Origin of the sequence: Burkholderia sp. JPY481, assembly GCF_038900515.1 — a bacterium.
GTDB classification, from domain to species: Bacteria; Pseudomonadota; Gammaproteobacteria; order Burkholderiales; family Burkholderiaceae; genus Paraburkholderia; species Paraburkholderia youngii.
This window is the reverse complement of record NZ_JAYMRT010000018.1, coordinates 1-20,118: the sequence shown is the minus strand read 5'-3', so window position 1 is coordinate 20,118 and position 20,118 is coordinate 1. Positions and strand designations below refer to the sequence as shown.

Annotated in this window: 14 protein-coding genes, 2 tRNA genes and 2 pseudogenes; 6 read left to right on the top strand and 12 right to left on the bottom strand. The window is 64.4% G+C overall.

What is annotated here, in order from left to right; translation table 11 throughout:
* Window positions 1–159 precede the first annotated feature (159 nt).
* Window positions 160–1,830, top strand: a complete 1,671-nt coding sequence (locus tag VSR82_RS31200; RefSeq protein ID WP_498858320.1) for a tetratricopeptide repeat protein — start codon at window positions 160–162, stop codon at window positions 1,828–1,830.
* A 325-nt stretch (window positions 1,831–2,155) separates the two neighbouring features.
* Here VSR82_RS31200 and VSR82_RS31195 read toward each other — a convergent pair whose 3' ends face one another.
* The 8 genes from VSR82_RS31195 to fdnG all read right to left on the bottom strand — a co-directional run bounded on the left by VSR82_RS31195 (window position 2,156) and on the right by fdnG (window position 11,768).
* Window positions 2,156–2,401 (bottom strand): hypothetical protein, encoded by a 246-nt coding sequence (locus VSR82_RS31195; protein WP_498858319.1) that lies wholly within the window; start codon window positions 2,399–2,401, stop codon window positions 2,156–2,158.
* 20 nt (window positions 2,402–2,421) lie between these two features.
* A tRNA-Sec gene (locus tag VSR82_RS31190) sits at window positions 2,422–2,517 on the bottom strand.
* A gap of 51 nt (window positions 2,518–2,568) precedes the next feature.
* A complete protein-coding gene (gene selB, locus VSR82_RS31185) occupies window positions 2,569–4,482 on the bottom strand; it encodes a selenocysteine-specific translation elongation factor (protein ID WP_429456596.1) in 1,914 nt (637 codons plus the stop codon).
* A 13-nt stretch (window positions 4,483–4,495) separates the two neighbouring features.
* Window positions 4,496–5,944 (bottom strand): L-seryl-tRNA(Sec) selenium transferase, encoded by a 1,449-nt coding sequence (gene selA, locus VSR82_RS31180; protein ID WP_410852742.1) that lies wholly within the window; start codon window positions 5,942–5,944, stop codon window positions 4,496–4,498.
* Window positions 5,945–5,990: 46 nt separating this feature from the next.
* On the bottom strand, window positions 5,991–6,989 hold the full coding sequence (gene fdhE, locus VSR82_RS31175) for a formate dehydrogenase accessory protein FdhE (protein ID WP_368587307.1): 999 nt from the start codon (window positions 6,987–6,989) through the stop codon (window positions 5,991–5,993).
* A gap of 124 nt (window positions 6,990–7,113) precedes the next feature.
* Window positions 7,114–7,770, bottom strand: coding sequence for a formate dehydrogenase subunit gamma (locus VSR82_RS31170; RefSeq protein WP_368587308.1), 657 nt, complete (start codon window positions 7,768–7,770; stop codon window positions 7,114–7,116).
* Window positions 7,767–8,690, bottom strand: coding sequence for a formate dehydrogenase subunit beta (gene fdxH, locus VSR82_RS31165; RefSeq protein WP_410852743.1), 924 nt, complete (start codon window positions 8,688–8,690; stop codon window positions 7,767–7,769). Before fdxH ends, VSR82_RS31170 begins: the two co-directional genes overlap by 4 nt.
* Before the next feature lie 9 nt (window positions 8,691–8,699).
* Window positions 8,700–11,768 carry a formate dehydrogenase-N subunit alpha gene (gene fdnG, locus VSR82_RS31160; protein WP_498858318.1) on the bottom strand — a complete coding sequence of 1,023 codons (3,069 nt, stop codon included), beginning with the start codon at window positions 11,766–11,768 and terminating at the stop codon, window positions 8,700–8,702.
* 226 nt (window positions 11,769–11,994) lie between these two features.
* Here fdnG and VSR82_RS31155 point away from each other — a divergent pair, with 226 nt between their 5' ends.
* The 4 genes from VSR82_RS31155 (at window position 11,995) to VSR82_RS31140 (ending at window position 15,917) form a co-directional block, all read left to right on the top strand.
* Window positions 11,995–12,321 (top strand): beta-xylosidase, encoded by a 327-nt coding sequence (locus VSR82_RS31155; RefSeq protein WP_429456590.1) that lies wholly within the window; start codon window positions 11,995–11,997, stop codon window positions 12,319–12,321.
* A 270-nt stretch (window positions 12,322–12,591) separates the two neighbouring features.
* Window positions 12,592–13,650 (top strand): selenide, water dikinase SelD, encoded by a 1,059-nt coding sequence (gene selD, locus VSR82_RS31150; protein WP_429456588.1) that lies wholly within the window; start codon window positions 12,592–12,594, stop codon window positions 13,648–13,650.
* 118 nt (window positions 13,651–13,768) lie between these two features.
* Window positions 13,769–14,836 (top strand): tRNA 2-selenouridine(34) synthase MnmH, encoded by a 1,068-nt coding sequence (gene mnmH, locus VSR82_RS31145; RefSeq protein ID WP_429456586.1) that lies wholly within the window; start codon window positions 13,769–13,771, stop codon window positions 14,834–14,836.
* A gap of 25 nt (window positions 14,837–14,861) precedes the next feature.
* Entirely contained in the window at window positions 14,862–15,917 is a 1,056-nt protein-coding gene (locus tag VSR82_RS31140; protein ID WP_429456584.1) for a permease, read from the top strand.
* A 388-nt stretch (window positions 15,918–16,305) separates the two neighbouring features.
* On the opposite strand, the pseudogene VSR82_RS31135 reads toward VSR82_RS31140, so the two are convergent.
* The 4 genes and pseudogenes from VSR82_RS31135 to VSR82_RS31120 all read right to left on the bottom strand — a co-directional run.
* Window positions 16,306–16,928 (bottom strand): annotated as a pseudogene (locus VSR82_RS31135) (dihydroxyacetone kinase subunit DhaK); the annotation flags it as partial.
* Window positions 16,929–17,082: 154 nt separating this feature from the next.
* A tRNA-Val gene (locus VSR82_RS31130) sits at window positions 17,083–17,159 on the bottom strand.
* 78 nt (window positions 17,160–17,237) lie between these two features.
* The gene (locus VSR82_RS31125; RefSeq protein WP_498858317.1) at window positions 17,238–18,728 is read right to left on the bottom strand and encodes a M81 family metallopeptidase; all 1,491 of its coding nucleotides are present in this window, start codon (window positions 18,726–18,728) and stop codon (window positions 17,238–17,240) included.
* Window positions 18,725–18,929: pseudogene (locus tag VSR82_RS31120) on the bottom strand (Zn-dependent hydrolase); the annotation flags it as partial. The gene VSR82_RS31125 and the pseudogene VSR82_RS31120, both read right to left, overlap by 4 nt.
* Before the next feature lie 477 nt (window positions 18,930–19,406).
* On the opposite strand from VSR82_RS31120, the gene VSR82_RS31115 reads away from it, so the two are divergent.
* The gene (locus tag VSR82_RS31115; protein ID WP_429456580.1) at window positions 19,407–19,868 is read left to right on the top strand and encodes a hypothetical protein; all 462 of its coding nucleotides are present in this window, start codon (window positions 19,407–19,409) and stop codon (window positions 19,866–19,868) included.
* Window positions 19,869–20,118: the final 250 nt, after the last annotated feature.

Here is a 20,118-nt window from a genome sequence, read left to right as displayed (position 1 = left end):
CGAGCTTGTGGGCACGTAACGCCTTGACTAGAAAAAGAGTGCTCACCACTCACTCCCGTCGGAATAGTCCACGGCGCCCGGAGCCCTCGCCCACGACAATGTCATTGCGATGGGCATCGCCGTCGGGCCGCCTGGCACCACCGCTTTCGACGATCTCGCGTGAAGTTTGCCATTCATCCTGCGGGGGAGGTCATCATGTTCATCATGTATCACAAGCAGCTAATAACCGCATGCCTGCTCGCGGTCCTCGCATCCGCTCCCGCGCTCGCCCAGCACGAAGAACACCCCGCTGCGCCGCCGACTGGCGGCAAGTTCGGCACCGTGAAGTTCCCCACTTCGTGCAGCCTTGCGGCACAAAGCCAGTTTGAGAAGGCATTGGCGATGCTCCATTCCTTCTTTTACCCTTCGACACTCAAGGCGTTCGAGGCCGTGACCCAGATCGATCCGCAATGTGCGATTGCATACTGGGGCATTGCAATTGCCCAGCGTCCTAATCCGCTGGTCCCGCCGTTTGACGAGACGGCACTCAAGCGCGGATGGGAAGCTGCGGAGAAGGGATTGGCGCTGGATCCCAAGACCGAACGGGAGCGCGATTGGCTGCTGGCTGCCGAAGCATTTTACAAAGACTACGACAAAGTCCCACAAAGCCAGCGCACGTTGGCATACGAGCATGCGATGGCACGCCTGACGCAGAAATATCCCGACGATACGGAAGCCGCGATTTTCTATGCGCTTGCGCTCAACGAGGCCGCGGACCCCAGCGACAAGACGTACGCCAACCAACTCGAGGCTGCAACGATCCTGGAGAAAATCTACCGTGAGCAGCCCGACCACCCCGGTGTCGCGCACTACCTGATCCACAGCTACGACTACCCGCCGCTCGCGAAGCGCGGACTGCCGTTTGCCAACAAATACGCGCAGATCGCCCCGGCGGCGCCGCACGCCCTGCACATGCCGTCGCATATTTACTCGATGCTCGGCATGTGGGATGCATCCATCAAATCGAACGAAGCGGCGCTGAAGGTGATGCAGGAAGAAGCCGCCAGAAGCTGGCCGGGCGCCACCCATACAGGGGCGCCCCATTCCTGGGATTTCATGGAGTACGCCTATCTACAGCTGGGCCAGGACGCGCGTGCAAAACAGGTGCGCGATGACGCCAATGCTGTCACGAAATTTCCATTCGACCGACTGGCAGTCTACACGGCGCTGGCTGCCATCCCGGCACGCTATGCGCTCGAGCGCGGCGACTGGCAGGAGGCTGCCACGCTCGAGCCGCGTGGCAGCCGCTGGCCGCAAGCTGAGGCAATCACGTATTTTGCCCGTGCACTAGGCTGCGCTCGCAGCAGCAAGGCGGACATGGCGCAGACCAATATCGACATGCTCATGCAGTTGCGCGCCAAGCTCGAAGAGGCCAAGCAGCCATACTGGGCCGATCAGGTCCAGATTCAAATCCTCGCCGCCTCGGCGTGGCTGGATCATCTTCAGGGCAAGGACGATCAGGCGCTCAAGCAGATGCACGCCGCCGCCGATCTGGAGGACGGCAGCGAAAAGCAGGTCGCGATGGAGAACCGGCTTTACCCGATGCGGGAGTTGCTGGGCGAAATGTTGCTCGATCTGAAGCGACCTGCCGATGCGCTGAAGGAGTATGAGGCATCGATGCAAGCAACCCCGAACCGCCTGCGTGGCCTGTATGGTGCGGCGAAAGCAGCGGACCTGGCGCACGATAAGAAGGCGCAACTCTACTACGCGAAGCTTGTCACGCTCACGCAAAACGCGGACACGGTGCGGCCGGAGGTACGACTGGCCAAGCTGTATCTCGACCAGCATTGACCGATGCACCTTGAAAGCTGTCGTTAAGGCGGTGTTGCATCGAGCGTCAGAAACGGGTCAGGAGTGCGCACTGCCGACTGGCCGGTTGCGGGCCGCTGAATCCAGTGACCGCTTCCGAGCGATGAGTTTGGGGAGCGCACGGACTCAACCCGATCCATTGCGGTCGGTCGTAAGATCGCGGTCCCTTCGTCGCTTCTTGAAGTATTGCGGTCATCCGACGGCCGGTCTTGTTGGTCGGGCATCGGCCAACACAGTCAACGGATCGCAGAACCTTATCGACTTGGCGTACGCCGAGTTCCGAGTCATTGGATTTGAGGAAGCCGCGTCAGAGAGAGATCGCGCCGGAAGCTGCTTGTATTGCCGCAGCAATCTCGTCTTCGCTGCGCCCTCCATTGATGGCAATGCTTTCCCCAAAGACAAAGTGAGGAACCGAACGGACACCGGTATTCGCCGACTTGAACGCTTCCGTTTCGACGCGATGGTGCTGTTCAGGATCAAGAGCGATGGCGCGCGCCTGATCGCGGCCAAAACCGTAGTCGCTGGCAATGTCGGCCAGCACAGGATTTAGCAAGCGGCGACTCGATGTTCTTATGGCGGAAGGCAGCCGGAGTCGAACCGACCTGAGAGCGTCTGACGCCCTCAACTGGGTTTGAAGCCCAGCCGCACCACCGGATACGAATGCCTTCCTACGGTGATTGAATGACGCGTGCCCGATAGAAACAGGCCGCAAAAGCCGGATCAACGCAGATCGAGCCAGCGGCTATCCGTGCGCACGAGGTGCAGGCCACGGTGGAAGCGAGTATACCCAACCCGGTCGAAGAACTCCAAAAGCTGGATCGCGCGTTTTCGGCCGAGTCCGGTCGCGTCGCGAAACGGCGCGGCCGCCACGGTGCCGGCGTTCTTCTGCGCCTCCGTCGCCGCGATCGACGCAAGTTCGCGAATCACCTGCTGGTGATAGAACAGGTCATGCACGACCTGGAACAGCTCGCCCTGACGCGCGAGCTTGCGCAGCAACTGTCGCATGCGCTCCTCCGGCACACCGTGCGCGTTTGCGAGCTCGCGCACCCACGGCGGATCGAAACGTCCCGCCTCGATCTCGGGCAGCAGCGTCGCGGCAAGCGCCTGATCGGCTGCGTCGAGTGTCACGGTGTGGTCGGGCAAGTGCAGCCACGGTCCGCGTCTGACGAGCTCGCCACGCGCCGCCGCATCGTCGACCAACGCGCGCCACAGCGCGTCGTCGACCAGTGGCGCCGCGATGCGCCGCAAGCGCGACACGTCCGGGCCCAATTCATCCGGCGAGCGCTCGTGATATTGCGCGAGCGCGCTCGTCACGCGCCCGGCAAGGGCATGCCATGTCGCGTCCGCGAGCAGCAGTGCGTCATGGCCCGGTAGTTCGATCGTGCGCGTCCCGGCGGGCAACGCGAACGTGGCTGCCGGCATGCCCGTCAGGCGCTCCAGCAACGCCCGCGACAAACCGTGCGGCGCGCGCGCGAACAGCGCATCGAGCGAGCCGGTGTCGAGCAGCGTCTGTATCGCGTCGAGCCGGTCGAAGCGTTCCGCCGAGCGCCGCTTGCGCGCCGGAGCGAACGGATCGAGCACGTGCCCGCCGCCCACCGTGCGATTGGCCTGAGCGTTACGCACGACGAAGCGATCGCCCGGCACCGCGCACAGCGGCCGTTCGAACACCAGTTGCACGCGCGCGCGCTGACCGGGCGCGAGCGTATCGCCTTCGAGCAGCGCGACATGCGCAACCTGATGCTGCGTGCCGAGATGCACATGCAGCGGCGTCCAGTGTTCGAGCGGGTGCGGCGCGTCGGCGAGCAGCGTCAACGTGACGTCGATACGCTCACTGCCTTGCGACAGTCGCGGATCGACGATCCAGTCGCCCCGCTCGATCGCACTCCTGTCGATGCCCGCCAGATTCAGCGCGCAGCGCTGACCGGCGCGGCCGGTTTCGGCGGGGCGATTCTGCGCATGGATACCGCGCACACGCACCGGCTGATCTTTCGGCGCGAGCAGCATTGTGTCGCCGACGTTCACGCTGCCTGCTACGACGGTCCCCGTCACGATCGTGCCCTGCCCCGCGAGCGTGAACACACGATCGACGGCGAGGCGGAACAGGCCGTCATCGCGCTTCGTGCGCCATGCAGCGGCCTGTTCGCGCAGATGCGCATTCAACGCCGCGACGCCCGCATCGCCCGCGCGCGTCGCGCAGGTATCGAATACCGGCGCGTCGCGCAGCACGCTATCGCCGACGAACGCAGTCACTTCGTCGTGCACTTCGCGCAGTCGCTGGTCGTCGACGCGATCCACTTTCGTCAACGCGATCGCCCCGTGCCGGATGCCGAGCAGTTCGACGATCGCCAGATGTTCGCGGGTTTGCGGCATCACGCCGTCGTCGGCGGCGATCACGAGCAGCGCGAAGTCGATGCCGCTCGCGCCCGCGGTCATCGTATGCACGAGCCTTTCGTGGCCCGGCACGTCGATCAGACCGAGCACGTCGCCGTTCTCGAGCGGCACGTACGCGTAGCCGAGCTCGATCGAAATGCCGCGCGCTTTTTCTTCCTTGAGCCGGTCCGTATCGACGCCGGTCAGTGCCTTCACGAGGCTGGTTTTGCCGTGGTCGATATGCCCCGCTGTACCGACGATCATGCGTGCCTGTCCTTCAGTTGCTTTCCGGTTGCGCGATTAGCTGTGCGATCAATTGCGCTTCGTCGGCGGCTTCGAGGCAGCGCAGATCGAGCCGCAACGCGTCGTCCGCGATCCGGCCGATCACCGGCCGCGCCATCTCGCGCAACTGCTTTTCGAGCGCGAGCAGATGACGGCCGCCGCGCTTGCCGTCGCTCATCCTGATGACGAGGCCATGGCTCGGCAGCACGTCGACCGGCAATGCGCCGCTGCCGATCTGGCTGAACATCGGTTCCGCCGCCACGGTGTAGCGCGCGCCGATCGCCTGCTGCAGCGCCGGTAGCACGCGCAGCGCGGCAGCGTGAATGTCTTCGGCGGCACGCGTGAGGAGCCGTAGCGTGGTCAGCCGCTCCGTCAACTTCTCGGGCGCGCGATACAGCCGCAGCACCGGCTCCAACGCCGCGAGCGTCAGCTTGCCGACGCGCAGTGCGCGCTTCAACGGATGCTTCTTGATCTTCGCGATCAGATCGCGCCGCCCGACGATCAACCCGGCCTGCGGCCCACCGAGCAGTTTGTCGCCGCTGAACGTGACCACATCGGCGCCCGCCGCGACGGTCTCGCGCACCGTCGGCTCGCGCGGCAAGCCCCATTCGGCGAGATCGACCAGCGTGCCGCTGCCGAGATCGACAGCGACCGCGAGCCCGCGCGCGTGCGCGAGCGGCGCGATCTCGTCGATGCCGACTTCCTTCGTGAAGCCGCTGATCGCATAGTTGCTTGCGTGGACTTTCATCAGCAGCGCGGTGCGCGCGTTGATCGCCTGTTCATAGTCCTTCAGATGAGTGCGGTTCGTCGTGCCGACTTCGCGCAGCTTCGCGCCCGCGCGGCTCATGATGTCGGGAATGCGAAACGCGCCGCCGATTTCGACGAGCTCGCCGCGCGACACCACCACTTCCTTCTTCGCCGCGAGCGCGGACAGCGTGAGCAGCACCGCGGCCGCGTTGTTGTTGACGATGGTTGCCGCTTCGGCGCCGGTCAGCTCGCAGATCAGACCGTCGATCAGGTCGTCGCGGTCGCCGCGCATGCCGGTGGCGAGATCGAACTCGAGGTTGGCCGGTTGCGTGAGCGCGGTCATCACGGCGCGCACCGACTCGTCGGGCAGCAGCGCGCGGCCGAGGTTCGTGTGCAATACGGTGCCGGTCAGATTGAATACGCTGCGCAGCCGCGACGCGTTGCGTGCGAGCAGCGCCGCGGCGACCGCCGCATGCAGCTGCGGGGTATCGAGCGCGCTCACCGCCGGGTTGGCCGCCGCATCGCCCGATTGCGCGCTGATACGCCACGCATCGAGCGCATCGCGCAGCGCATTGAGCACCTGGGTGCGCCCGTATTCGCCGATCAGCGGCGCGAATTCCGCCGACGCCATCACCTTGTCCACCGACGGCACGCGCGCCATCAGCGCACGCAATTCCGAGCTGCTCACATCGCTCACGAGCAATCCTTATGTCGTGTTGAACTTGCGTCCGGCCAGGTCGCCGTCAGGCGGACTCGTCGCCCTCCGCTTCCGTCGCGCCGGCCGTCTGCTCCGGCCACAGCCATGGATGCGGCGACGCGCGCCGGTAACCTTCCGCGCCCATCAGCAGATCGAGCGTGAGGCTCGCGAGGTCGTCCGCGAATGGATCGAACTCGTAGTCCTTCGCCTGGATGCCGATCTTGCGGTAAGTATGGCATTCGTCGCACGACTCCGCCTTCAGCACGGCGTTTTTCGTTTCGGCTTCGCGCGTGGCCGCATCGGCGTCGGGCGAGCCGGCCACGTGGTACGCGATGCCTTTCGTCGAATCGCAGTTCGAGCATTTGCTACGGACCATATGCCATTCGGTCGCGCACAGCCCGCATTGCAGATAGCGATAGTTGTCGTACGCGCCGCCGATGCGCAGCGTGCTCGCCACCGGATGCGAGCCGCACACCGGGCACAGCCCCGGCGTGTCGAGATACGGCACGGCGCGCTTGTCGATGTCGGCGGCGAGGTCGGTCCATACGACTTGCAGCGCGGCCATGATGAACGGCGCGCTCGCCGGCTCGACGTCGGCGAAGCGCTGCGCGAAGATCGCGTCGGCCTGCGCTTCGAGCGTGGCGACGTCGAGCGAGCGCAGGCGCGCGAACACCGCGACGAGCGGCGGCGTCAACGGACCCGCGGCTTCGATCTTGTCGAGCAGTTGCAGCAGCACGTCGCGCCACGCCGGATCGCGCGCGCCGGACAGCGCCGGAATTAGCGGCATCGAATACTGCTGCGCGCTCGCGATCAGCTCGGGGCTCGGCGGCTGTGCCTTGAAGTGCGTGAGCACCGCCTGCTGCGCATCGGCCAGCGCCGCCATCAGCCGCAGATAGCCGGCAATCGGATTGCCGCGCGAGGCGAGCTGGCGCAGGCGCGCGGCGCGCGGCGCGAACACCGCGAGCCGCTCCGGCATGCGGATGCGGGGTATTGCCGAGGGATCGAGCGACTCGATGTCGGCGGCTTCGAGAATGCGTTGAGCCAAGTTATCGACCTCTGAAAACTGAAGAGCCGCCGCCCGTCATCGACGTGGCGCGGCGGCCCGGTGCGCGGGGTGCTGCGTGCGGCGCATTGAGACACGCGCTGAGGCAGCGCCGATTGAACATACTTTACTTGCCGATGATTTCTCTGAACCAGTTCGGATGGTGCTTGCGCGCCCAGCCATAAGTAACGGTGCCGCGCGTCATCGCACCTATGGAGCCCTTGACCCACAGCGCCGCATAGATATGCACGATGATGCCGACGATCAGCAAGAACGCCGTCACCGCGTGCACGACCGCGGAGAGCCGGATCAGGCCAATCGGGAAGTAGAGCGAAAAATAGCGCCGCCAGATCACGATGCCGCTCAGCAACAGCAGCAGCATACAGATCACCATCACGAAGAACAGCAGCTTCTGCCCGGCGTTGTACCTGCCGATTGCGGGCAGGCGCTCCTCGCGGTTGTTCAGCACGTCGCGGTACTGCTTCATCCACTGGATATCCGCCTGGTCCAGATAGTTGTGATGCCAGAAGCGCAACGCAAGGATCAGGAACGAGATGAACATCACGCAGCCGATGAACGGGTGCAGGATTCGCGTCCACTGTCCGCCGCCAAGCACGAAGTACAGAAACGCCATCGACGGATGGAACAACGCGAGACCGGACAGCGCAAGCAGGATGAAACAGATCGCGGTGATCCAATGGTTCGTGCGCTCGTTCGGCGTATAGCGCACGATCAGGCGGTTGCCCTTCACGTCCGTGAAGTCGGTGTGCTCAGAGTGGTTCATTGCTTACCCTCCCGCGAACGGCGTGCCTCTTCGGCTTCCTCGACGGCGGCGGCTTCGTCGGCCTCGGTCACCTCGTTCGGACCGACGCGCGTGTAGTGGAAGAAGCCCGCGAGCGCGGCGATCCCCATGATGGCGAGCCCGATCGGCTTGGCTATGCCCTTCCACAACGTCACCATCGGACTGATGCGCGGATCGTCCGGCAGGCCGTGATACAGCGACGGCCGGTCGGCGTGATGCAGCACGTACATCACATGCGTGCCGCCGACCTTTTCCGGGTTGTACAGGCCAGCGTTCTGGAAACCGCGCTCCTTCAGATCGACGATGCGGTCCTCGGCCTGCAGCTTCATGTCCTCCTTGGTGCCGAACATGATCGCGCCGGTCGGGCAGGTCTTCACGCAGGCCGGCTCCTGGCCGACCGCCACGCGGTCCGAACACAGCGTGCACTTGTACACGCGGCGATCCTTCTTTGACATGCGCGGTATGTTGAACGGACAGCCCGCGATGCAAAAGCCGCAGCCGATGCAGTTCTCCTCGTGAAAATCCACGATGCCGTTCGTGTACTGCACGATCGCGCCCGGCGACGGACAGGCCTTCAGACAGCCCGGGTCTTCGCAGTGCATGCAGCCGTCCTTGCGGATCAGCCATTCGAGATCGCCGGCGGAGTTCTCGTACTCCGCGAAACGCATCACGGTCCACGAATCCGGAGTCAAGTCGGGCGGATTGTCGTAGACGCCGACGTTCACGCCGATTTCGTCGCGCAAATCGTTCCACTCCATGCAGGCGGTTTGACACGCCTTGCAGCCGATGCACTTCGACACGTCGATGAGCTTCGCGACCTGCCCGGAGGCCGGCGCGCGGGCCACCGGCGGCTGCGTGGTCGTGGCCGAGACGCGTCTGATGTCCAGTGATTGCAGTGCCATCTCTTTACCTTATGCCTTTTCGACCTTGACGAGGAACGACTTGGTTTCCGGTGTCTGCGAGTTCCCGTCGCCCACCGGGGGCGTCAGCGCATTGACGAGATAGCCCGGCCTTGCGAGCCCCATGAAGCCCCAATGAATCGGCAGCCCAACGGTCTGCACCTTCTTGCCTTCGACAGTCAGCGGTTTGATGCGCTTGGTCACGACCGCGACGGCTATCAGATGCCCGCGGTTCGAGCTCACCTTGACCCGGTCGCCCGCCACCACGCCGATCTCCTTCGCGAGATCTTCGCCGATCTCGACGAACTGCTCGGGCTGGATGATCGCATTCAGCTTCGCGTGCTTCGTCCAGTAGTGGAAATGCTCGGTCAGCCGATAGCTGGTCGCCGTATGCGGGAAGTTCTCGTGCGTGCCGAACGTGGCTTTGTCGGCCGGGAACACGCGCGCCGCCGGGTTGCTGACGACCAGCTTGTTGTCCGGATGCAGCGGGTTGTAGCCGAGCGGCGTCTCGAACGGTTCATAGTGCTCGGGGAACGGCCCCTCGACCATCGCGTCGCGCGCGAAGAACCGCGCGACGCCTTCCGGATTCATGATGAACGGATTCATGCCGCCGTCAGGCGGCTCGTCGACCTTGAAGTCCGGAATGTCGGCGCCCGACCACGTGCTGCCGTTCCACGCGATCAGCTTACGCGTCGGATCGAACGGCTTGCCGTTGAGATCGCACGACGCGCGGTTGTACAGAACCCGCCGGTTCACCGGCCATGCCCACGCCCAGTTCAGCGTGTTGCCGATGCCGGTCGGGTCCGAGTTGTCGCGGCGGCCCATCTGGTTGCCCGCCTGGGTCCACGCACCGCAGAAGATCCAGCAGCCGCTCGAAGTCGAGCCGTCGTCGCGCAGCAGCGCGAAACTCGCGAGCTGCTCGCCTTTCTTCGCGAGCACCTTGGTCGGGTCCTTCGGATCGGTGACGTCCGCGAGCGCCTTGCCGTTGAACTCCATCGCGATTTCTTCGGGCGTCGGGCTGTCCGGCCTCGCATACGGCCAGCTCATGTTCAGGATCGGATCGGGATACTTGCCGCCGTCCTTGCGATAAGCGTCGCGAATCCGCAGCCACAGCCCAGCCATGATCTCGAGGTCGCTCTTCGCTTCGCCGGGGCCGTCCGCGCCCTGCCAGTGCCATTGCAGCACCCGGCTCGAACTGACGAGCGAGCCGCGTTCCTCGGCGAAGCAGGTGGTCGGCAGACGGAACACCTCGGTCTGGATCGATGCGCTGTCGACGTCGTTGAACGGGCCGTGGTTCTTCCAGAACTCCGACGTTTCGGTCGCGAGCGGATCCATGATCACGAGCCACTTCAGCTTGGCCAGAGCCGCGCCGTTCTTTGACTTGTACGGCGCGGCGGCAAGCGGGTTGAAGCCCTGCGCGATGTAGCCGGTCATCTTGCCCTGACTCATCAGCTCGAAGACCTGCAGCAGGTCGTAGGACTTGTCGAGCTTCGGCAGATAGTCGAAAGCGAAGTTGTTCTCGGCGGTCGCCTTGTCGCCCCACCACGACTTCATGAAGCTCACGTGGAACGCGCGATAGTTGCGCCAGTAGCTCAGCTGGTTCGGCCGCAGCGGCTGCGCGGCGCGTTTCGCGATGTAGGCGTCGAAGTCCTGCTCCGCCTCCATTGGCAGCGTCATGTAGCCCGGCAGCAGGTTCGACATCAGGCCGAGGTCCGTCAGGCCCTGGATGTTCGAGTGGCCGCGCAGCGCATTCATGCCGCCGCCCGCGATGCCGATGTTGCCGAGCAGCAGCTGGACCATCGCGCCGGTGCGGATGATCTGCGAGCCGATCGAGTGCTGCGTCCAGCCGAGCGCGTACATGATCGTGGTCGCGCGTCCCGGCACCGACGTCGCCGCGAGCATCTCGCATACGTGCAGGAACTTGTCCTTCGGCGTGCCGCAGATTTTTTCGACCTGCTCGGGCGTGTAGCGCGAGTAATGCTTCTTCATCAGCTGATAGACGCAGCGCGGGTCCTGCAGCGTGGGGTCGACCTTGGCGAAGCCGTCGTCGCCGCGCTCGTAGTCCCACGAGGTCTTGTCGTAGCTGCGCTTGTCGGCGTTGTAGCCGGAGAACATGCCGTCGTTGAACGCAAAATCCTCACGGACGATAAACGACACGTCCGTGTAGTTCTTCACGTACTCGTGCTGGATCTTGTCGTTCGTCAGCAGATAGTTGATCACCCCGCCGAGGAATGCGATGTCCGTCCCGGTGCGAATCGGCGCGTAGTAGTCCGCGACCGACGCCGTGCGATTAAAGCGCGGGTCGACCACGATCAGGCGCGCCTTGCGGTGCGCCTTCGCCTCGGTGACCCATTTGAAACCGCACGGGTGGGCCTCGGCCGCATTGCCGCCCATCACGAGAATCAAGTCCGCGTTTCTGATGTCGACCCAATGGTTCGTCATCGCTCCACGGCCAAACGTCGGGGCAAGACCTGCCACCGTCGGGCCATGTCAGACACGCGCCTGATTGTCGAATCCAAGCATGCCAAGACTGCGAGCAGTCTTGTGCGTCAGATAACCCACCTCGTTACTGCTGGCCGACGCCGCGAGCATCCCGGTTGTCAGCCAGCGGTTGACCTTCTTGCCGTCTGCGGTCGTCTCGACGAAATTCGCGTCGCGGTCTTCCTTCATCAGTTTGGCGATGCGGTCGAGCGCGTCTTCCCACGAGATGCGCTTCCACTCGTTCGCCCCGGCCGCGCGGTACTCGGGATAGCGCAGACGGCTCGGGCTATGGATGAAGTCGATCAGGCTCGCGCCCTTCGGGCACAGCGTGCCGCGATTGACCGGATGGTCGGGGTCGCCCTCGATGTGGAAGATGCTCGTCTTCACGTTCTTGGCCTGGTCGCCAAGCCCGTACATGAGGACGCCGCAGCCCACCGAGCAGTACGGGCAGGTGTTGCGGGTTTCGGTAGCACGCGACAATTTGTACTGACGGACTTCGGCCAGCGCGGGTGTCGGCGAGAAGCCCATCAGGGCTAGGCTCGATCCGGCGAGCGAGGTGGCAGAAACCTTCAGGAATTGTCGCCGAGTCATTTGCGTCATTGCATGGCCTCGGCTCTTTTGGGAACAAAATTGATTATAGATGCCGTTTCACGACATGTACCTCGATCGTAGTGCATTGGCCACCCGGGTAAATCGGACATGCGAAAATCGGTTGAGTGAACGGCGCACCCTGCCTGCACGATTTATTCCAGGTGCCGGGCACCGTTCATGCTCTATCCGCGAATGGTGAAATTCAATTGACCTTCTCGACGGATTATTCGCTCCTATGAACTACTCTACTTACTCCTGCCGCGCGGTAGCCGGCGCAGCCTCGCTTGCGCTTCTCGGCGCCGCACTGTTGGCCACCAACTCTCCCAGCCTTGCGCAGATTCCCCAGTCGGGCGGCTCTTCGCACATGGAAAGCCGTTCGTCCGGAATGGGTTCGAAGCCTGAACCGGCCGCATCGGCGGTTCACGAATCGCAAACGCCTCAGTCGAAAGACAGCGGACAAGGTAATGCGCGCGGCAAAACCGCCGGCCAGGGACAAAAAGCCCAAGGCGCCGGCGGATTCAACAATGGCTTGTATGGGACCGGCGCGGGCAGCAATAAATAAGGCATTGCAACCGCGCGGTAATTGGTTTGCTAATTGGCGACGGCGATCAATTCGCGCGGCGATGCGCAATTGCGTTAGCGCGTGAACAATTCGTTTCATCGCCTCACCTGCCGTTGGCATTTGCTTCGGGGTTAGTACTTTTTACGCGGGCGTTTATCGTTCGGATATACCGCTTTGGCATAAAGCCGGTTTGCGGCCCGCGCCGACGCTGCACAGTGTGAAAACTACCCTCATAATGCGGTCATTCGACGAACCCGAACTCCCGCTCTCATGACCCAAGTCCAAGCAAGCCAGTCGCCCCGCCTTACGAGCCTGTCGCACGGTGGCGGCTGCGGCTGCAAGATCGCGCCCGGCCTGCTCGCCGATCTGCTCAAGCGAAGCGCGCCGCTGCCGTTTTTTCCCGACCTGCTGGTCGGCAACGACACCGCCGACGACGCCGCCGTCTACAAGCTCAACGAAGACCAGGCGATCGTCGCGACCACGGATTTCTTCATGCCGATCGTCGACGATCCGTTCGACTTCGGCCGCATCGCCGCGACCAATGCGATTTCCGACGTCTACGCGATGGGCGGCAAGCCGATCATGGCGCTCGCGATCGTCGGCATGCCGATCAACGTGCTGCCGCACGACGTGATCGCGGCCGTGCTGAAAGGCGGCGAATCGGTCTGCGCGGACGCGGGCATCCCGCTCGCGGGCGGCCATTCGATCGATTCGGTCGAGCCGATATACGGCCTGGTTGCGCTGGGCATCGTCGATCCGAAGCGCGTCAAGCGCAACGCGGGCGGCCAGGCCGGCGACGTGCTGATCCTCGGCAAGCCGCTCGGCGTCGGCATTCTGTCCGCGGCACTGAAAAAAGACCGGCTCGATGACGCCGGCTACGCGGCCATGATCGGCGCGACCACCAAGCTGAACCGGCCGGGCGCCGAGCTGGCGCGGCTCGACGGCGTGCATGCGCTGACCGACATCACCGGCTTCGGCCTGCTCGGTCACACGCTGGAACTCGCGCGCGGCTCGAAGCTGACCGCGCGCGTGCGCTATGCGGACCTGCCGTGGCTGCCGAACGTCGCGAGCCTGGCGGAAGCCGGCATCTTCACCGGCGCATCGGGCCGCAATTGGGACGCCTACGGCCACGACGTGGTGCTGCCCGCCACGTTGCCGTCCGCCGGCCGCGCGTTGTTGACCGATCCGCAGACGTCGGGCGGGCTGCTGGTGTCGTGCGCGCCCGATGCGGTCGACGAGGTGCTCGCGCTGTTCCGCGCCGATGGCTTCGCCGACGCGCGGGTGATCGGCGAGCTGGTGAGCGGGGAAGCGCGAGTCGAGGTCATCTGAGGCAGGCGGCTGAGGGGACGCGTCACCGGAGAACGCCGGCAAGGACGCATAACCGGCCCGAACGAGCCGCGCATGCGATAATTTCGGTCTTCCCGCGGTCCGTTTTGTCCCTACTCCCTTGAAAAGTCTTCTAGTCAGCCTCGATAAAGCCGACGATTTCGATGAAATCGTCGACGTTCGCACGCCGCTCGAGTTCGAGGAAGACCATATTCCGGGCGCGACCAACGCGCCAGTGCTCAGCAACGAAGAACGCGTGCTGGTCGGCACGACCTACAAGCAGGTGTCGCCGTTCGAGGGCACGCGGCTCGGCGCGGCGCTCGTCGCGCGCAACATCGCGCATCATCTCGAAACCACGTTCGCCGACCGGCCGCGCAACTGGCGCCCGCTCATCTACTGCTGGCGCGGCGGCAAGCGCTCGGGCTCGGTCACGACGCTGTTCAACATGATCGGCTGGTCAGCGCGGCAACTCGAGGGCGGCTACAAGAGCTATCGGCGCGCCACGCTGGAGAGGCTCGAAACCCTGCCGCGCCGCTTCAGCTACATCGCGCTCGTCGGCCCGACCGGCAGCGGCAAGACACGGCTGCTGTCGGCGCTGCATCAGGCCGGCGCGCAAACGCTCGACCTCGAGGCGCTCGCCTCGCATCGCGGCTCGCTGCTCGGCGCGTACACGGGCGTGCAGCAGCCGTCGCAGAAGCGTTTCGACACGCTGCTCGTCACCGCTCTGCAAGATTTCGACGTGAACCGGCCGGTGTTCGTCGAGGCGGAAAGCCGGCGCATCGGCACCGTCACGCTGCCGCTCGCGCTGCTCGAAACGTTTCATCGAGGCGCGTGCGTCGAGGTGCGTTCGAGCCGGGAGGATCGCGCGGCATTTCTGCTGCAGGATTACGCGCATCTGTTCGAGCATCCCGACTACTTCAAGGGACAGCTGGAACGGCTGATCGGTCTGCACAGCCGCGAGCGGGTCACGGGCTGGCAGCGGCTCGTCGACGACAACCGGCGCGCCGAGCTCGCGCACGAACTGATCGAACTTCACTACGATCCCGCGTATGCGCGCAGCAGCGGCCAGCATTTCGATCAGCTGCCGAATGCGCTGCAACTCGATTTCCGCCCGAACGATGCCGACGTCGTCGAGCAGGCGAAAACGCTGCTCGCGCAGCTCGACACCCGTACGCTAGTCCTCGGTTGACTCACAACGACATTTAAGAACCATCATGCAATCAACCCTTCGGCAACCCCGCGTCACGCTTGGCTGGGTCGTATTCCTGCTGATCGCCGTCGTCGGCCTCTTCTATGTGAAGTGGTTTCCGTACTACAACCGCGCGTTCGTCGCCGCGAGCCAGCATTCGATCGGCAAGTCGATCTTGATGGGCACGTCCGCGAGCGCCCCGGCGGCCTCGTGGCAGGCCGCGATCGACTTCGCGCTCACGTACGGCAAGGCGATCTGGCAGGCGATGGTGCTCGGCCTGCTGCTCGGCTCCGCGGTGCAGGCGCTGATTCCGCCGCAGTGGGTCGCGCGCGCGCTCGGTCGTGCCGACTTCAACAGCGTCGTCAAAGGCGGCCTGATGTCGTTGCCGGGCATGATGTGCACCTGCTGCGCGGCGCCGGTCGTCGCCGGCCTGCGCGCACGCGAAGCGGCGCCGGGTGCGGCGATTGCTTTTTGGCTCGGTAATACCGCGCTGAATCCCGCGACACTGATCTTCATGGGCTTCGTGCTCGGCTGGCAGTGGATGGGCCTGCGTCTCGCGCTCGGCATCGTGATGGTGTTCGGCCTCGGCTACCTCGTGAACCGCATGGTCACGCCGCAGGAAGCGCAAGCGTCGCGAGAGGCCGTCGCGCAACTGGTCAGCGCCGACGATCCGGGCACCGCGTTCTCGCGCTGGATCTCGATTCTCGGGCGCATGACGCTGCGGCTCGTGCCGGAATACATCGTGCTCGTGCTGATTCTCGGCGCGGCGCGCGCGTGGCTGTTTCCGCATATAGGCCCGGACGTCGACAACAGCCTGCTGTGGATCATTGCGCTGTCGATCGCCGGCACGCTGTTCGTGATTCCGACCGCAGGTGAAGTGCCGATCATTCAGGCGATGCTGTCGTTCGGTATGGCCGCCGGCCCCGCCGGCGCGCTGCTGATGACGCTGCCGCTCGTCAGCGTGCCGTCGCTCGCGATGCTCGCGCGGTCGTTTCCGCGGCGCGTGCTGACGATGGTGGCCTGCGCGGTGGTGGTGTGCGGTGTCGTCAGTGGCTTGCTGGCCGTTACGCTAGGCTTCTGAGCCGGTTTTTGAGTTCGAGTCGTAGAAGAAGGAAGCATGAAACGTATCGCCGCTTTCGCCGTCACGTGTTGGTCCGCCGCCGGGCTGCTGTACGTTGGACAGCATTCGGTGGCGCTGATCGCGCTGAGCGGCGTCGTTGCTTTCGCGGGGTTCGATCTGCTGCGGCCTTGAAGGCATCGTTGTTTTTCTCGTCCGTGCAAGCTCGTTTGCCCGTTGCGTTCGCAGTAGCGTTCGCGTTCGCCCGCGCCTGACCGGAAAGGGCCTCGCGAATCGCTGCGAGCCATAACGCCACCGCGTGCGCGCCCGGGTCCACATGACCGATCGCTCGCTCGCCGACATAACTCGAACGCCCGCGGCGCGGATGCATCGAGGCGGTACGCGAGGTCGTTGCCAGCAGCTTGCCGACCATCGCATCGGCCGGCTCCAGCGCACCGCGCGCCACGCCGGGTTCGCCATGAATGCCGAGGCCCCATTCGATTTCGCGATCGCCCAGTTCGAAGCCCGGCTTGCCCGCGGCCGGCACCGTGCAGGGCGTCAGCGCGACGCCCATCGTGCCGAGAGACGCGGCCGCTTCTTTGGCGATCCGCGCGACCTCGGCCAACGGCAAACCGCGCGCCGCTGCCGCGCCCGCGATCTTGTGAACCAGCACCGTGCCCGCTAGTCCGCGACGGCCCGCGTGATCGCGCTCGCGCTCAACGCGACGTCGTCGGCGACGATCATCATCTCGACGGGAATGCCCTCGGCGCGCGCCATTTCGGCCGCGAGGCCAAAGTTGAAGCGGTCCCCCGTGTAGTTCTTGGCGATCAGCAACGCGCCCGCGGGACCGGCCACCGCACGGATTGCGTCGAGCACGGCGTCGGTGGATGGCGATGTAAAGACTTCGCCGGCCACCGCCGCGCTCAGCATGCCGTGGCCGACGTAGCCGCCGTGCGCGGGCTCGTGGCCCGAGCCGCCGCCGGAGATCAGCGCGACCTCGCCGCGCGTTGTCGAACGACGACGCGGCAGCGGCAGAGAGCGCGTGAATGTGCGCGAGCTGTGAGCCACGAGCGGACAACGAAAACGAAGGGAACGTGATGCCGAACGGCGAAACTGCGGGAACGACGGGATGGATTTGACAGGACCGTAGACGAAAGCGGAACCGCTTTCGTCTACGTCACAGATGCGTTGGTAGGCTCGATTGGATTCGAACCAACGACCCCCACCATGTCAAGGTGGTGCTCTAACCAACTGAGCTACGAGCCTTTAGAGGCGCGAATTATAGAGACTCATTGCGGACTTCACAAGCCCTTGCGGCGATTTATCGAAACGCATGTGTGTTGATCAGTTCGTCGCGGTCCATTCGGTGTCAGGGTCCAATGGATAAACCGGCCGTTTCACGTGCTCGAATCTGAACAGACCGTAGTCCGAACTCGTGACGCCGCGGCTATCGCATTCGACGAGCGCCGCCGCGATCGGCAAGAATACGGGCCGGCAATACATGCGTGATTTGAGCAGCAGAAAACGCGCGCGGCGCGGATCGATGCCGACGCTCTCGAACACGCCGAGATCCCATGGCTCATGCGTGTGTTCGGTCACGACGAGTTTCACCGTGCCAGTGTCGAGCACCGCCGCGCGACCCATGTACGCGCGTTGGCCCGTGTAGGTCGGACCGCTGATCACGTATTCGCCGTCCGTCAGCGCGCGCACGACGCCGGTCAGGGCGAGCGGCGAACGCGATGGCAAAGCATCGTTTGTCAGCTTGTTGCCGATCGCGAGCGTGACTGTACTTCCGACTCCTGAGGCCGCGAGGGCCGCGACCGCCTGCGGGTCGCACAACGGCCCGCTGACGATGCCTTCGAGGCCCTGCTTCAATGCTTCCTCGAGCAGATCCATCGTGTCGCACGTGCCGCCTGACATGCAGTTGTCGCCATGATCGAGCAGCAGCACCGGTTTGTCGGCGCCGCGCGCGAGCGACGCCGCCCGCGCGACCGATTCGGCAAGCGGCGCGCTGCGATAGACGAAATCGTCGCGCTCGTCCCAGATCTGCCGCGCGACTCGCTCGGCGACCGCCTCCGCATCCGCGCGCTCGCCATTGCCGACTACAACGACGCTAATGCATGGCGCGTCGATATCGGCGAGCGAGAAGCCCGCCAGCACCGACACCGCGAGCATGCCCTCGGCCTCGGCGGCGTGCGCGGCATCGAGCGCGCGTTTCATCGCGCCGTCGGCGCTCGCGCTGCGCAGCGTGTGCGTGAGCAGCGGCGGTTGACGCCACGCGATGACCGGCTTTGCGTGGCCGTCGATCATGTCGAACAATAGGCGCGCCGCGTGCGCGCCAGTCTCGTACATGTCGACGTGCGGATAGGTCTTGAAACTGACGATGATGTCGGCGTTGTCGATCATCTTCTGCGTGACGTTGCCGTGCAGATCGAGTGCGACCGCGATCGGCGCTTGCGGCAATGAGGCACGGACACGCGCGAGCAGATCGCCTTCGCCGTCGACCGAGTTTTCGGCGACCATCGCGCCGTGCAGATCGAGCATTACCGCGTCGCAGCCCGTCGCGGCTGCCACGATCGCGTCGCTGATCGTATCGTAGGCGGCGGCGTCCACTGGCCCGCTCGGATTCGCCATGGCGGAGATCGGTGTCACGATTTCGGCGTGGACGCGCTCGGCCGCGTCGATGAACGCGGCCATCGCGGTTTGCATACCCTTGTTTTCGTCGAACGCGGCGCGGCCGTAGCTGGGACCGTTGCGGCCGAATGCGGCCAGCGGGGTTTCTACCGGCGAGAACGTGTTGGTCTCGTGGTTCATTCGTGCGATCAGGATCTTCATGCGCGTATGCTCCCTGTCCTCGACGTCGCGCTCAGCTGCAGCAGCATATTGAAGCCGGCTTCCAGCTGATCGGCGCGCGTCCTCGGTTTCGTTGTGGCTGACGCCGTCCTTTCATGGAACGAAGATCGTCTTGCCGGGTGTGACGCGCGCGAGATAGACCGCGTCGTGGCCCGCGCCGCTGATCACATCCATCGGGAACAGGCACGTCGAGACAGCCGACCGTGCCGCGGCGACGCGGCGCATGATCGAGCGCGCGAGGCAGTTCACCGCATGGAGCCCGCATCGATGCTTCCTTGGGTCGAACGCAGCTGGATGGCGCTTGCGGGCCGGACTTGCTCCCTTCCGGCTTGCTGGTCGGTGTTGTTCCAATTGTCATGATAGAGAGGTTTGGCCAAGGCTGACGACCGGACGTCCGCGAGGTCGGAATGTGGCGACGCTTTTCCGTGGGCGAAGGATGGGAGGGAAAACCGCTGGATTCGAGGGTAGCAAACGGCGCACCGCGGGCGATGTAGGTGTCAATCCGCTCGACTACAGACGCCGCGACATGCCGGCAATTTGCGCGCAAGTGGTTGCCAGCAAACGTTTTCGTCGAAGGAAGCGGGTAAAACGCAATGAAGGCTCAACCTTTTGCGAAGCGCGCCGTTATTGCATGTGCTCAGGCAAACCCCTTGGATCTCCATGGCACAACCGATTCCTTTCCGCAACACCAGCGCCGCCCGCGCGCGGCATGCCAAAGCCATGCTGTTGCCCATCGCGCGCCAGATCGCCGACGATCTCGCGTTACGAGTTCATCTGTCGCTCGACGCATTGCGTCGCGGCGTCGGCACGAAGAGCGATGCACAGACGCTCACGCAGATCATGCTGTTGACCAGCTACCTCGCCGATGCCGGCTTCGGCTCGATGAGCCATGAAGAACTCCACGCCGCGGATCGCGCCTCGGCGATGGTGTTCGACGCAGGTCGGGAACGCGACGAATGGAAGCTGGACGAAGCGCGATTCGAGCTCTTTGCATCGATCGCGACGAGGTACGATCGGCAGTTGCATCGCGCTCCGCTTTGGGCGATTACCGAGGCCAGTGAGAGACTCGACCGGTTTATTGCAGGGGGATCCGATCGAGCGCCGGCGCGAAAGCGGGCATAGCGGTTTTAGAGGAAGTGCCGACCGCCTGAGCCGGAAGGACACGGATTTTAAGCGAGCGTGTCGGAAGTCGCCGGGTTACGCGGATGCGCTTCGGATCGGAAAGTAGTTGAAGCGCGCGGAATTGGCCGCGTAAACGCAAAAACCCCACCGCTGGGGGTGGGGTTTCTGGCTTGTGGGGGAGCCTGACGATTACCTACTTTCACACGGGCAATCCGCACTATCATCGGCGTGGAGTCGTTTCACGGTCCTG

What these genes read in the sequence shown, in the direction of transcription:
- selB (WP_429456596.1), bottom strand. Translation starts at nt 4,482, where the DNA reads ATGATCGTCGGTACAGCGGGGCATATCGACCACGGCAAAACCAGCCTC.
- VSR82_RS31170 (WP_368587308.1), bottom strand. Translation starts at nt 7,770, where the DNA reads ATGAACCACTCTGAGCACACCGACTTCACGGACGTGAAGGGCAACCGC.
- fdxH (WP_410852743.1), bottom strand. Translation starts at nt 8,690, where the DNA reads ATGGCACTGCAATCACTGGACATCAGACGCGTCTCGGCCACGACCACG.
- VSR82_RS31155 (WP_429456590.1), top strand. Translation starts at nt 11,995, where the DNA reads ATGAACTACTCTACTTACTCCTGCCGCGCGGTAGCCGGCGCAGCCTCG.
- selD (WP_429456588.1), top strand. Translation starts at nt 12,592, where the DNA reads ATGACCCAAGTCCAAGCAAGCCAGTCGCCCCGCCTTACGAGCCTGTCG.
- VSR82_RS31140 (WP_429456584.1), top strand. Translation starts at nt 14,862, where the DNA reads ATGCAATCAACCCTTCGGCAACCCCGCGTCACGCTTGGCTGGGTCGTA.
- VSR82_RS31125 (WP_498858317.1), bottom strand. Translation starts at nt 18,728, where the DNA reads ATGAAGATCCTGATCGCACGAATGAACCACGAGACCAACACGTTCTCG.
- VSR82_RS31115 (WP_429456580.1), top strand. Translation starts at nt 19,407, where the DNA reads ATGGCACAACCGATTCCTTTCCGCAACACCAGCGCCGCCCGCGCGCGG.